At 59.8% G+C, this 13,594-nt stretch carries 12 protein-coding genes; 7 read left to right on the top strand and 5 right to left on the bottom strand.

Annotated elements, in window-relative coordinates:
• The first annotated feature begins 10 nt into the window (after positions 1 to 10).
• The 6 genes from ACA064_RS23060 (at position 11) to arfB (ending at position 6,861) form a co-directional block, all read left to right on the top strand.
• Positions 11 to 640 (top strand): L-threonylcarbamoyladenylate synthase, encoded by a 630-nt coding sequence (locus tag ACA064_RS23060; protein WP_150804363.1) that lies wholly within the window; start codon positions 11 to 13, stop codon positions 638 to 640.
• Positions 641 to 1,468, top strand: coding sequence for a segregation and condensation protein A (locus ACA064_RS23055; RefSeq protein ID WP_497670190.1), 828 nt, complete (start codon positions 641 to 643; stop codon positions 1,466 to 1,468).
• 12 nt (positions 1,469 to 1,480) lie between these two features.
• A complete protein-coding gene (gene scpB / locus ACA064_RS23050) occupies positions 1,481 to 2,458 on the top strand; it encodes an SMC-Scp complex subunit ScpB (protein ID WP_497670189.1) in 978 nt (325 codons plus the stop codon).
• Positions 2,459 to 2,647: 189 nt separating this feature from the next.
• Complete coding sequence (gene rluB, locus ACA064_RS23045) at positions 2,648 to 3,916, top strand: 23S rRNA pseudouridine(2605) synthase RluB (protein ID WP_497670188.1); 1,269 nt, start codon at positions 2,648 to 2,650, stop codon at positions 3,914 to 3,916.
• Positions 3,917 to 4,879: 963 nt separating this feature from the next.
• The gene (locus tag ACA064_RS23040; protein ID WP_497670187.1) at positions 4,880 to 6,298 is read left to right on the top strand and encodes an amino acid permease; all 1,419 of its coding nucleotides are present in this window, start codon (positions 4,880 to 4,882) and stop codon (positions 6,296 to 6,298) included.
• A gap of 149 nt (positions 6,299 to 6,447) precedes the next feature.
• Positions 6,448 to 6,861, top strand: coding sequence for an alternative ribosome rescue aminoacyl-tRNA hydrolase ArfB (gene arfB, locus ACA064_RS23035; RefSeq protein WP_497670186.1), 414 nt, complete (start codon positions 6,448 to 6,450; stop codon positions 6,859 to 6,861).
• Here arfB and ACA064_RS23030 read toward each other — a convergent pair.
• The 5 genes from ACA064_RS23030 to phhA all read right to left on the bottom strand — a co-directional run bounded on the left by ACA064_RS23030 (position 6,858) and on the right by phhA (position 11,302).
• Entirely contained in the window at positions 6,858 to 8,072 is a 1,215-nt protein-coding gene (locus ACA064_RS23030; protein WP_497670185.1) for an MFS transporter, read from the bottom strand. The genes arfB and ACA064_RS23030 overlap by 4 nt on opposite strands.
• A 136-nt stretch (positions 8,073 to 8,208) precedes the next feature.
• Positions 8,209 to 8,391 (bottom strand): hypothetical protein, encoded by a 183-nt coding sequence (locus ACA064_RS23025; RefSeq protein WP_150804357.1) that lies wholly within the window; start codon positions 8,389 to 8,391, stop codon positions 8,209 to 8,211.
• Between the two features lie 467 nt (positions 8,392 to 8,858).
• Positions 8,859 to 10,055, bottom strand: coding sequence for an amino acid aminotransferase (locus ACA064_RS23020; RefSeq protein WP_497670184.1), 1,197 nt, complete (start codon positions 10,053 to 10,055; stop codon positions 8,859 to 8,861).
• Positions 10,055 to 10,411 carry a 4a-hydroxytetrahydrobiopterin dehydratase gene (locus ACA064_RS23015; protein WP_008030478.1) on the bottom strand — a complete coding sequence of 119 codons (357 nt, stop codon included), beginning with the start codon at positions 10,409 to 10,411 and terminating at the stop codon, positions 10,055 to 10,057. Before ACA064_RS23015 ends, ACA064_RS23020 begins: the two co-directional genes overlap by 1 nt.
• Before the next feature lie 105 nt (positions 10,412 to 10,516).
• On the bottom strand, positions 10,517 to 11,302 hold the full coding sequence (gene phhA, locus ACA064_RS23010; protein WP_150645484.1) for a phenylalanine 4-monooxygenase: 786 nt from the start codon (positions 11,300 to 11,302) through the stop codon (positions 10,517 to 10,519).
• A gap of 394 nt (positions 11,303 to 11,696) precedes the next feature.
• Between phhA and ACA064_RS23005 the strand changes: the two genes are divergently transcribed.
• Complete coding sequence (locus ACA064_RS23005) at positions 11,697 to 13,256, top strand: sigma-54-dependent transcriptional regulator (RefSeq protein ID WP_489356882.1); 1,560 nt, start codon at positions 11,697 to 11,699, stop codon at positions 13,254 to 13,256.
• Positions 13,257 to 13,594 lie beyond the last annotated feature (338 nt).

Below are 13,594 nucleotides of genomic sequence, written 5' to 3'. Positions count from 1 at the left end.
GGTAGAGAATGTGAGTCAATTTTTCCAGATTCATCCGGAAAACCCGCAAGCGCGCCTGATAAAACAGGCTGTCGAGATCATCAGGTCCGGTGGGGTGGTGATCTATCCAACCGACTCTTCCTATGCCATTGGCTGCCAGATCGGTGACAAGAACGCCATCGAGCGTGTCCGTCGCTTGCGGCAACTGGACGACAAGCACAACTTCGCGCTGATTTGCAGCGACCTGTCGCAGCTGGGGCTGTTCGCCAAGATCGATACGGGTACCTTCCGCTTGCTCAAGGCTCACCTGCCTGGGCCCTACACTTTCATTCTCAATGCCACCCGCGAAGTTCCGCGGCTGTTGCTGCATCCCAAGAAACGCACGATCGGCCTGCGGGTGCCGAGCCACCCGATAGCCCTGGCGTTGCTTGAAGAACTGGGCGAGCCGCTGATGAGCGTGACGCTGATCATGCCCGGCGAGACCGAGCCGATGAGCGATCCTTATGAAATGCGCCAGTTGCTGGAGCATCAGGTCGACCTGATCATCGACGGCGGCTTCGGCGGTATCAAAGCTTCCACGGTGATCAATCTGGCCGACGGCGAACCGGAAGTGATCCGCGTCGGCTGTGGCGACCCGACACCGTTTACGGTCGAAGCCTGAATGTCCGTTGTCGAAACCGTCGAAACCGTCGAGAGCCAGGCCGGGGCGCAGCAGGAACTGCCGTTTGCCATGGTCTATGGCCAGGCGGTCATGGAAATGCCGCTGGACCTGTATATCCCGCCGGATGCACTGGAGGTTTTTCTCGAGGCCTTCGAAGGTCCGCTCGACTTGCTGCTGTACCTGATCCGCAAACAGAACATCAATATCCTCGACATCCCGGTGGCGGAAATCACCCGCCAGTACATGGGCTATGTCGAGTTGATGCAGTCGGTGCGCCTGGAGCTGGCCGCTGAGTACCTGGTGATGGCAGCGATGCTCGCCGAAATCAAATCGCGGATGCTGCTGCCGCGCGCCGCCGAGATCGAAGCCGAAGAAGACGACCCGCGAGCCGAACTGATCCGCCGCCTGCAGCAGTACGAACGGTTCAAGGCCGCCGCCGAAGGTATCGACGGCCTGAGTCGGGTAGGGCGCGACGTGGTGGTGCCCAAGCTCGATGCGCCAGAAGCCCGAGCGCGTAAGCTGTTGCCAGACGTGAGCCTGGAAGAGTTGCTGATGTCCATGGCCGCGGTCCTGCACCGTGGCGATATGTTCGAAAGCCATCAGGTCAGTCGCGAGGCGTTGTCCACCCGCGAGCGTATGAGCGATGTGCTGGAACGTCTCAAGGGCGGCGGCTTCGTGCCCTTTGTCGAGTTGTTTACCGCTGAAGAAGGGCGCCTGGGTGTAGTCGTGACCTTTATGGCGATCCTCGAGCTGGTCAAGGAATCCTTGGTCGAGCTGGTGCAGAATGAGCCCTTTGCGGTTATCCATGTGCGGGCGCGAGCCGAATAACGAGCTGAAACAATGAATCTGACTGAACCCCGCGAGCTGGCGCCATTGCTTGAAGCCTTTCTGTTGGCCTCGGGAAAACCGCAATCGATGGAGCGCCTGTTCGAACTCTTCGAAGAGGGCGAACGGCCAGAACCGCAGGTCTTCAAGAAAGCCCTGGCGATTCTGGCCAAATCCTGTGACGGCCGGGCCTTTGAGCTCAAGGAGGTCGCCTCCGGTTATCGCCTGCAAATTCGCGAAAAGTTTTCGCCCTGGGTGGGTCGCTTATGGGAAGAGCGGCCGCAGCGTTATTCCCGGGCCATGCTCGAAACCATGGCCTTGATCGCCTATCGTCAGCCGATCACCCGGGGTGAGATCGAGGACGTACGTGGGGTGGCGGTCAACACTCATATCGTCAAGACCTTGCTCGAGCGCGAGTGGATCCGCATCGTCGGTTACCGCGACGTGCCGGGTAAGCCGGCAATGTTCGCCACCACTAAAGCCTTTCTCGACCACTTCAACCTGAAAAACCTCGACGACCTGCCACCGCTGGCCGAGCTGCGTGAGCTGGAACCGGATCCGGTTCTCGACTTCGACGACGCGCCAGTGCCGCAAACCCTGCAAGACCTGGCCGACGCCAGCGCCGAGCCGGAAGAGCCGAAGGACGAAACCAGTTTCCATACCTTGCTGTTGGAGCTGGATTCGATGGAAGAGGGTCTCAAAACCGATTTCGACGATTTGCATCGGGATGGGGCGCAGAGCGAGACCGAGTCTGAAGTTCCAGCCGAAATAGAGCCCATGATCGAGGCCGAGCCTCAGGTCGAGGCTGAAGCTGAATCCGAAATCGAGCAAGAGCTGGAAGACGACCTCATCGGCGTCGCCGAAGCCCGGGAAAAACTCCTGGCCGCCGTCGCGGCGCTGGACCAGCACATGCCGCATCTGAGCGACGAAGAAGCCGAAGCCCAGGCGCTGGCCGAAGCGATCGAGAACGAAAGAAGAATGTCGGAGGATTGAAAAGGCCGCTAAAAGATCGCACCACCGGTCGGCGGAAAAGTAAATAACCTTGCCTCGATCAGCTAGTCTCTGATGCGCGAATGCCCTCATGAGCGTATGATTCGCGACCCTTCGGCGATCCCTTCGCCAAGTACCCAGCTTTCAACTCTTCAGGCCAGGCCTGAACAGACCACACCGGGAGGTGCCCAGATGAGTGTTAAAGACCAGAAAGACAGCCAGGAAATCGGCCCAGCAGGCGAAAAACTGCAGAAAGTCCTTGCCCGTATCGGCGTCGGCTCGCGCCGCGACGTAGAAGCCTGGATCAGCCATGGCCGCATCAAGGTCAATGGCAAAGATGCCACCCTTGGCCTGCGCGTCGATCTGCACGACGCCATCACCATTGATGGCAAGGTGATCAAGCGCGAAGAAGCCGCCGAGTCGGTACGCCGCGTGATCATGTACAACAAGCCCGACGGCGAAATCTGCACCCGTGACGACCCTGAAGGCCGTCCGACCGTGTTCGATAAAATGCCGCGTCCGAAAGAAGGCCGCTGGATCAACATCGGCCGCCTGGACATCAATACCACTGGTTTGCTGATGTTCACCACCGACGGTGAACTGGCCAACCGTCTGATGCACCCTTCCTACGAGATGGACCGTGAATACGCGGTACGTGTACGTGGCGAAGTCGATGACGAGATGATCGAACGTCTGAAAGCCGGCGTAGTCCTCGAAGACGGCCCGGCCAAGTTCACCGACATCAAGCAAGCACCGGGCGGCGAAGGCTTCAACCACTGGTACCACTGCGTGGTGATGGAAGGCCGTAACCGTGAAGTGCGTCGTTTGTGGGAATCCCAGGGTCTGGTGGTCAGCCGTCTGAAGCGCGTGCGTTTCGGTCCGGTGTTCCTCAACTCTGACCTGCCGATGGGTCGCTGGCGCGAAATGAGCCAGTACGAAGTCGACATTCTCAGCGCCGAAGTCGGTTTGACGCCAGTTGCCATGCCGCAGCTGAACGCCAAGAGCAAAGACAAGCTTGAGCGTATGCAGCGCAAATCGTCGCGTCCGGTGGGCAAGACCGAGCGCGTACGGACCTTGCGTCCAGCCGCTGGCGCACCTGCCGCCGGCCCGCGTCCAGTCCGTGAGCCGCATATCGAAGGTGAGCGCCCGGCGCGCAAGCCTGCGGAATCGCGTCAGGATGGTGTACGTGGTCCACGCACTCCGCGTCCGGCTACCGGTCGCGGTGCTCCAACCGGTGGTCGTAGCGATCGTGGCGCGCCAGCAGGCGGTCGCAGCGATTCCAGTCGCGGTACGCCAGTGGCAGAGCGCCCGTCCGATACCAAGCGCCCAGCCAAGCCGGCGCCGAAGTCCAAGCGTCCGGGCATCGTCCTGGTCAACAAGGATGCACCATCGGGCAAACGCCGTGGCGCACCGGCCGGTTCGGGTCAGCGTCCAGGCTTTGGCCGTCGCAAGCCGGAGTGAAGCAGCGGTAAGCTTCAAGCGATAAGTAGAAACGCCAACCCTAGGGTTGGCGTTTTTTTTCATCTTCAGAACAGCGGTGCTCCTGCCTCCGTCATCGTCGGAACGCCGCCCGGAGCAAGCTCGTTCCCACATTGGATCTTCGGTGTGTTCGAAATTTTGCGATCAACACAGGTTTACTGTGGGAGCGAGCTTGCTCGCGATGGCGACAGTGGCAACAACACCATCCCTGCGCCGATCTGCAGTGGAAATTTCGTGTTCCGCATCGTAACGAAATGTTTACGAATGTCGCGCTTTTCACCCATGAAATCGATTGAACTCCTGCGCCGTAAGGAAAACCTTCCGAATCCCTACGCAAATCACTGGCCACAAGGCTCTACCCCGGTTGTTTCCCGACGCTGGTGAGGGTGTTATGCGCGTCATGCCTGTCGTGCAGGTCATAACAAGAAGGAGGCGCAATGTACGCCATGATCCATTCCCACCGACTCTCCCCAAGCGATGATTCCCCCATCGTCGCCACTGACGGCCCACAACGGTTCGTCCATTTTATTGCCGCCGTTCGCGACCCGCGAGACGGCCCCGTGCCATCCCGGCAACCGACGCGCTGATCAGGCGGTGTCTGGCAGCAGCGGGTTACGGGTGTACAATGCGCGGCGTTTTAACTGTGACTCAACTGCGTATCCGCGCAATTTGCGCCTGTCGGCTGTCGTGACTCGTTTGCTCCCAGCACTCCGTTCGATTGCCCAAGGCCAATAAACTCAAGGCTATCCGCCTTGTTCACTCCGCCGCGTCACAAGCGTGTCGGGTTCGATTTCGTCACAGATAAAAACAAACAGGTGACGCATGACGGTTAAAAAAACGCTGAACTCCTGGTGCCTGCGCTGGGGTTTGATCCCCGCTGCTTAATTTCGTACCCAAGCAGCAACGTCCAACGAACATCATCAAACCTTGCGTGAGACCCTTTTCATGAGTGGACAAAACTCGCATTCCGGTACGCTTCAACGCGGCCTGAAGAATCGCCATATTCAACTGATCGCCCTCGGTGGCGCGATCGGTACCGGGTTGTTTCTCGGTTCCGCCGGCGTGCTGAAATCGGCCGGACCGTCGATGATCCTCGGCTACGCGATCTGCGGCTTCATTGCCTTCATGATCATGCGCCAACTCGGCGAAATGATCGTGGAAGAGCCGGTGGCTGGCTCGTTCAGCCACTTCGCACACAAATATTGGGGCGGTTTTGCCGGTTTCCTGTCGGGCTGGAACTGCTGGATTCTGTACATCCTGGTGGGCATGTCGGAGCTGACCGCGGTCGGCAAATACATCCACTACTGGGCACCGGACATCCCGACCTGGGTATCGGCAGCCGGGTTCTTTGTACTGATCAACCTGATCAACCTGGCCAACGTAAAAGTCTTTGGCGAGGCCGAGTTCTGGTTCGCGATCATCAAGGTCGTGGCCATCGTCGGTATGATCGCCCTGGGCAGCTACCTGCTGGTCAGCGGCAACGGCGGGCCACAGGCTTCGGTGACCAACCTGTGGGAGCACGGTGGTTTCTTCCCCAATGGCGTCAGCGGTCTGGTGATGGCCATGGCGGTCATCATGTTTTCCTTCGGTGGCCTGGAAATGCTCGGTTTCACCGCAGCTGAGGCTGACCAGCCGAAGACCGTGATCCCGAAAGCCATCAACCAGGTGATCTACCGGATCCTGATTTTCTACATCGGTGCTCTGGTGGTGCTGTTGTCCCTGACTCCATGGGACAGTTTGCTGGCCAGTCTGAACGCTTCCGGCGATGCCTACAGCGGCAGTCCGTTCGTACAAGTGTTCTCGATGCTCGGTAGCAACACCGCGGCGCACATCCTCAACTTCGTGGTCTTGACCGCGGCGCTGTCGGTGTACAACAGCGGCACCTATTGCAACAGCCGCATGCTGCTCGGCATGGCCGAGCAGGGCGATGCACCGAAGGCGCTGGCGAAGATCGACAAGCGTGGCGTGCCGGTGCGTTCGATTCTGGCGTCGGCCGCGGTGACTCTCGTCGCCGTGCTGCTCAACTACTGGATCCCGCAACATGCGCTGGAGCTGCTGATGTCGCTGGTGGTTGCGACCCTGGTGATCAACTGGGCGATGATCAGCTTCTCGCACTTCAAGTTCCGCCAGTACATGAACCGTACTAAACAGACGCCGTTGTTCAAGTCCCTGTGGTACCCGTACGGCAACTACGTCTGCCTGGCGTTCGTGGTGTTCATCCTCGGCGTCATGCTGCTGATCCCGGGCATCCAGATCTCGGTCTACGCGATCCCGGTGTGGGTGGCGTTCATGTGGGTCTGCTACGGCATCAAGAACAAGCGCAGTGCGCAACAGGCGCTGATGGCTGGTTCTGCGGTGAAATAACGCATCATGCAGAAACAAAAAGCCCGGCCTGTGCCGGGTTTTTTGTGTGCAACACAAAACCTGTGGGAGCCGGCTTGATCGCGAAAGGGCCCGTCCAGTCAGCACATCATTCGCGGTATCCTGAACGCCCTGACTCCGGACCCTTTTCCATGCTGGTGATTTCCAACAATGTGCATCTGCCCGATGCCGAGATCGAATTGACCGCCATTCGCGCCCAGGGTGCCGGTGGCCAGAACGTCAACAAGGTCTCGAGTGCCATGCACCTGCGCTTCGACATTCCGGCGTCATCCCTGCCGCCGTTCTACAAGGAACGGCTGCTGGCGCTGCGCGACAGTCGCATCACCAGCGACGGGGTGTTGATCATCAAGGCCCAGCAGTACCGGACTCAGGAGCAGAACCGCGCCGACGCACTGGAGCGTCTGGTGGAGTTGATCCTCAGCGCCACCAAGGTCGAAAAGAAGCGTCGCCCGACCAAGCCGACCCTGGGTTCGAAGACCCGACGGCTGGAATCCAAGACCAAACGCGGCTCGATCAAGGCCGGGCGCGGCAAGGTCGACTTCTAGCCCGCTTCGCGTTGTTCCCGGTGCTTTTCATACAGGTGCCGCGGCGCTTGCCGGTACAAATAGAAGCTGAGCAGCAGACCGGCCAGGGCGGCCAGCGCAGCAAACAGAAAGATCGAAGCAAAGCCGAAACCGGCGGCGATCGCCCCGGCCAGCGGCCCGGTGATCCCCAGGGACAAATCGATAAACAGTGAATAGGCGCCGACCGCCGCACCACGGCTGGAGGCCGGTACCAGGTTCACCGCCTCCACTCCCAGCGCCGGGAACACCAGCGAGAAACCGAAGCCGCTTAACGCCGCACCGGCCAGCGCCCAGTTCGCGTCAGGGGCCAGCCACAGCAGCAACAGCCCCAGGGTTTCCACCGACAGGCAGGCAATCGCCACCCGAAACCCGCCGAGGCGGTTGATCAGGTTGCCGAACAACAGCCGCGCGCCAATGAAGCTGGCACCGAACAGACTCAGGCATAACACCGCGTTGGACCAATGCTGAGTGGCGTAATACAAGGTGATGAAGGTGGCGATGGTGCCGAATCCGATCGAGCCCAGCGCCAGACCGCAACCGTGGGGCAGCACGCGACCCAGCACATGCATGAACGGCAGGCGTTCACCGACGACAATCGGTGCAGCTGTTTTAGGCCAAGCCAGCAACAGGCCAAGCGCCGCCAGCAGCAGAATGCTCACGCCCATGCTCCACAGTCCCAATTGATTGACCAGCAGCACGCCCAGTGGTGCGCCGATGGCCAATGCGCCGTAACTGGCGATACCGTTCCAGGAGATGACCTTGGCGGTGTTCGCCGCGCCGACCCGGCCGATGCCCCAGCCAATCGAGCCGGCGCCCACCAGGCTTTCCGCGCTACCGAGCACCAGGCGGCCGATCAACAAGCTGATCAGGCTCAACGTCGGCAGGCTTTGGGTCCAGGCTGAAATCAGCATGAACACACCGCTCAAGCCGCAACCGGCGAGGCCGTACATGACCGCCAGTTTGCTGCCCTTGTTGTCGATGATGCGCCCGGCGTAAGGACGGCTGAGCAGGGTGGCGAGGTATTGCACGCTGATCACCAGGCCGGCAATCACCGCGCCAAAGCCCAGATCGCTGTGCACGTAACCCGGCAGCACGGCCAGGGGAATACCGATGTTCAGGTAACCGATGAAGGTGAAAAGTACGATGGAAACGACTTGCAGCGTGACCGCCATGGGGCGCTGGGTATCTGGCATGGGGAGAGGTCCACTGGCGCAGCAGGATAGATAGGCTGCTTATGATACCGGTGGTTGTGACGATGCAGGGCGGGGAAATGAAAAACTATCGCGCCGACCCGAAGTTGCGGCGGCGAATTGATTCAGGGAAGAGCGATCAGGATTTGCCGGGAGCCAGCAATTGCGTGGTGACCAGAGCAGCCAGGGCATTTTCCTGATTGCCGAAACGGGCCAGCAGGGCGGCTTGTTTCTCCGGGCTTAGGCGATTCCAGACCTCGATCATCTTTTCAGCGGTGCCGATCAGCACGCTGGCTTGGGTTTCGCTGAAGTTGTCGGTCATGGTTCGGTTCTCGGAAGGACTGGCGTTCAGGCTGTGTGGAAAGCGCATCATTTAGCGCTTTCCACACGGTCTGGGTAGCTCACTCAGTCTTCGCTATCAGCCTTGAGGCGATCAACTGATTCATTCGGCTCGGGCTGTTGAGCACCGGCTTGTTGTGGGGTTGTCTGCTCAGTCTCGTGCAGGCTTGGGAAGGGGAGATTAGGTATCTCATGCATCGTCGTCGCTCCTCGCAAGGTCTGTTTTTATATCGCTGGTAAATCCGCGATGTTAAAAAAGCTTGTAGAGGATACAGCACTGGAAATGGCAAAAAGACTTTTAAATCCGATTGTTGCGACGGGCGGGGTTGTATAGACAAGCGTGTGCCGCCAACAGATCGCAGCCTACGGCAGCTCCTACGCCAACCCAGTACACCTGTGGATTATCAGGTGTACGCAAAACTTGTAGGAGCTGCCGCAGGCTGCGATCTTTTAAGGGCGACACACCTCGGCAATCGCCTCGGCCAGCAAATCCAGGCGTGTCGCGTCGATGCCGGCGACGTTCGCCCGGCCGCTGCTGACCATGTACACGCTGTGGTTTTCCCGCAGGCGCTGCACCTGGGTCGGTGTCAGGCCGGTGTAGGAAAACATTCCACGTTGCACCCCGATGTGCGCAAAGCGCTCGCCAAGACCGTGGGGCCCAAGGGCTTCCACCAGGCCTGAACGCAGTTGCGCGATGCGCAGGCGCATGGCTTCGACTTCATCGGCCCAGAGGCTTTTCAGCTCTGGATCGCCAAGGATGGTCGCGACCACCGCGGCGCCGTGATCCGGCGGAGTCGACCACAGGTTACGGGCAACAAACGCCAGCTGACTGCGGATATCCAGCAGCTTCTCGGCATTCGCCGCGCAGACGATCAGTGCGCCGGTGCGATCGCAATATAAGCCGAAGTTCTTCGAGCAGGAGCTGGTGATCAGCAGCTCGGGCAGTGCTTCTGCGAACAGTCGCACCGCCCAGGCATCCTGCTCCACCCCGTCGCCGAAGCCCTGGTAGGCGAAGTCGATCAACGGCAGCAGTTCGCGGCTGCGGACGATCTCCAGCACCTGGCGCCAGTCATCATGGGAAAGGTCAAACCCGGTAGGGTTATGGCAGCAGGCGTGCAGCAACACCACGTCGCCCTTGGGCACCTGGTTCAAGGTCGCCAGCATCCCTTCGACGTCGAGGCGGTTATCGCTGCCGACATAGGGGTAGTGGCTGACCTTGAGGCCGGCCGCGGCGTAAATGGTTTCGTGAATCGGCCAAGTCGGGTTGCTCAGCCAGATCCCGCGGCCGGGCAGGCAGCGGGCGATGAAGTCGGCGCTCAAGCGCAATGCACCAGTGCCGCCCGGGGTCTGGGTGGCGCCGGCCCGTTGCTCGGCAATCAGCTCCGAGTCCGCACCCAGCACCAGATCATTGATGACTTTGCCGAAGGCCACGTCGCCGTGGCCACCGATGTAAGTCTTGGTGGTTTGCTGATCGACCAGCCGTTGTTCGGCCAGTTTCACCGCCTGAAGAATCGGCGTCAGGCCCTGGGCGTCCTTATAGACGCCAACGCCGAGGTCGAATTTGCGCGGATTCGAATCCAGCGCATAGGCCTCCATCAGGCCGAGAATCGGGTCGCCGGGCACTCGGCCGATGGCATCGAAATGCATTATTTGCGGCCCTCGGCGTCCTTGGCCACTTCGTCAGTGCGTGCGGCCATGATGAAATCGTTGCGGTGCAGGCCTTTGATCGAGTGGCTCCACCAGGTCACGGTGACTTTGCCCCACTCGGTGAGCAGGCCTGGGTGGTGACCTTCGGCCTCGGAGATTTCACCGACGGCGTTGGTGAACGCCAGGGCGTGCTTGAAGTTCTTGAACAGGAAAACTTTTTCCAGCTGCATCACGCTGTCGCGAACTTCGATGTTCCAGTCAGGGATCTGCTTGATCAGTACCGGCAGTTCTTCGTCGCTGACTTGTGGAGCATCGGCGCGGCAGGCTTCGCAATGGGCTTGGTTCAATGTGGACATTTTGGGTTCCTGAAATCGAGTGTTTGGAAAAACGGTCGTCAGTAAGGCCACGCTAAAGCAAAGCGTTGGCCCGTAACAGACTCACCTGATGCCAAAAGGCGCGGGTCACGCCGCTTTTGGCGGAAACTTGGGAGCGCGCAACCCCAGCTGCATACCTTGCTTGACCATGCCCATGATGTCTTCGTGGGCCAGATCGAACAGGCGCTTGAGGTTCGGCAGGACAAAGTACAGCGGTTGCAGGATGTCGATGCGGTACGGCGTGCGCATGCATTCCAGCGGATCGAACGCCTGATGTTCCGGCTCATCCGACAGGCTGTACACGGTTTCCTTGGGCGAGGACAGGATGCCGCCGCCGTAGATGCGCTGGCCTTCGGGAGTGTCGACCAGGCCGAACTCGATGGTCATCCAGTACAGCCGCGCCAGGTAGACCCGCTCCTCTTTGGAGGCTTGCAGGCCCAGCTTGCCGTAGGTATGGGTGAATTCGGCGAACCAGGGGTTGGTCAGCAGCGGACAGTGGCCGAAGATCTCGTGGAAAATGTCCGGCTCTTGCAGGTAATCCAGCTCTTCGCGGGTACGAATAAAGGTCGCCACCGGAAACTGCTTGTTGGCCAGCAATTCGAAAAAGGTCTGGAAGGGGATCAGCGCCGGCACGCGGGCGACTTGCCAGCCGGTAGTGGCAGCCAGCACCTCGTTGATTTCGCCAAGTTGCGGAATGCGGTCGTGAGGCAGGCCGAGTTTTTCGATGCCGTCCAGGTATTCCTGGCACGCACGACCCTCGAGCACTTTCAGTTGGCGAGTGATCAGCGTGTTCCACACCGCATGTTCTTCTGCGGGGTAGTCGATAAAACCTTGCGCATCGGGCTCGCGAGCCACGTAGTGCGTCTGCTTCATGCTGCTCTCCTGCTAGGGGATAACGTTCTTGTTTTATGTCCAGCTATGTCCATATAGATAACCCAAGGTAGAGTCAGTTGCAGTACCTGCGCAGGGGAAGGAGTAGGACTTTTCTCTGCTTTTCGTAAAGTATTCGTTACGGAATGACTCCGATGCCGCACTCATTGCGATTTGTCGGTGTGAAAAGGCTTGCAGCTGTCACATAATCTTGACGACTAACTGAGCCCGGCTGCAAAAAAAACGCCGGTCTTGGCCTTGTAGGAGCGAGCTTGCTCGCGATGGGGGTTAACGATAACGCGTGTTTTCTGAATAAACGCGTCGCCCTTGAGACCATCGCGAGCAAGCTCGCTCCTACAGGGGGTGCTCGGTCTCCCTATAACTCTTGGACCTTCATATGCGTATCAAAGTCCACTGCCAGAACCGCATCGGTATCCTGCGCGACATTCTCAATCTGCTGGTGGAGTACGGGATCAACGTTGCCCGCGGAGAAGTCGGCGGCGAGCATGGCAATGCGATTTACCTGCATTGCCCGAACCTGATCAACATTCAGTTCCAGGCGCTGCGCCCGAAGTTCGAGGCTATTAACGGTGTGTTCGGCGTCAAGCGCGTCGGGCTGATGCCCAGCGAGCGTCGGCATATGGAACTTAACGCGTTGCTCGGTGCGCTGGAGTTTCCGGTGTTGTCCATCGACATGGGTGGCTCGATCGTTGCGGCCAACCGTGCCGCCGCCCAGTTGCTCGGTGTGCGGGTCGATGAGGTGCCGGGGATTCCGCTGTCGCGTTATGCCGAAGACTTCGATTTACCGGAACTGGTGCGCGCCAACAAATCGCGGATCAATGGTTTGCGGGTCAAGGTCAAGGGCGACGTGTTTCTGGCGGATATCGCGCCGCTGCAATCGGAGCATGACGACAGCGAAGCCATGGCCGGTGCGGTGCTGACGCTGCATCGGGCGGATCGGGTCGGCGAGCGTATTTACAATGTGCGTAAGCAGGAGCTACGCGGCTTCGACAGCATCTTCCAGAGCTCCAAGGTCATGGCCGCGGTGGTTCGCGAAGCGCGGCGCATGGCGCCGCTGGATGCGCCGCTGCTGATCGAAGGCGAGACCGGTACCGGCAAGGAGTTGCTGGCGCGCGCCTGCCACCTGGCCAGCCCGCGCGGGCAGTCGCCATTGATGGCGCTCAACTGTGCCGGGTTGCCCGAGTCGATGGCCGAGACCGAGTTGTTCGGTTATGGCCCCGGTGCTTTCGAAGGCGCGCGGGCCGAAGGCAAGCTGGGTCTGCTGGAGCTGACGGCCGGTGGCACGCTGTTCCTCGATGGGGTGGGGGAAATGAGCCCGCGCTTGCAGGTCAAGTTGCTGCGCTTCCTGCAGGATGGTTGTTTCCGCCGGGTCGGCAGTGATGAAGAGGTCTATCTGGATGTGCGGGTGATCTGCGCGACCCAGGTCGATCTATCGGAGCTGTGTGCTCGCGGCGAATTCCGTCAGGACCTTTACCATCGGCTCAATGTGTTGTCGTTGCATATCCCGCCGCTGCGCGAATGCCTCGATGGTTTGACGCCGTTGGTGGAGCACTTCCTCGATCAGGCCAGCCGACAGATCGGTTGCCCCTTGCCGAAACTGGCGCCGGCGGCGATGGATCGGCTCCGTCATTACCATTGGCCAGGCAACGTTCGGCAGTTGGAGAACGTGTTGTTTCAGGCGGTTTCGTTGTGTGAGGGCGGGACGGTCAAGGCCGAGCATATTCGCTTGCCGGATTATGGCGTGCGCCAACCCCTTGGCGATTTTTCCCTCGAGGGCGGGTTGGACGAGATTGTCGGGCGCTTCGAGAAGGCCGTGCTGGAACGCCTGTATTCCGAGCACCCGAGCAGTCGGCAACTGGGCAAGCGGCTCGGGGTTTCTCATACCACCATTGCCAATAAGTTGCGGGAGTATGAGGTGGGGAAGGGGGACCTTTAAAGATCAAAAGATCGCAGCCTGCGGCAGCTCCTACGCCGACCGGGTAAACCCGCGAAATTGCGGGGGTACACAAATCCTGTAGGAGCTGCCGCAGGCTGCGATCTTTTCGGCTGCAGCGGAATGATCGGCAATAGAAGAAAGATCAAAAGATCGCAGCCTGCGGCAGCTCCTACCCGCCAACCGGCATATCCCCGCCGGTTTTTCGTCTCCCTTACAGTCCCCAAATCCCCTCTGATTCCCTCAAGTCCTTTGTTTGCCTGCCCTCCAGCCGCCAGAAAATAGTTGGTGCAGTTATTGCTTGGGGCTCATCAGTACAGCGGTGGGCGGCAAACGTCCGG

The sequence above is a fragment of the Pseudomonas sp. LBUM1658 genome, from assembly GCF_059716055.1.
The sequence above is the reverse complement of the archived record's forward strand: the minus strand, read 5'-3'. Positions and strand labels throughout refer to the sequence as shown.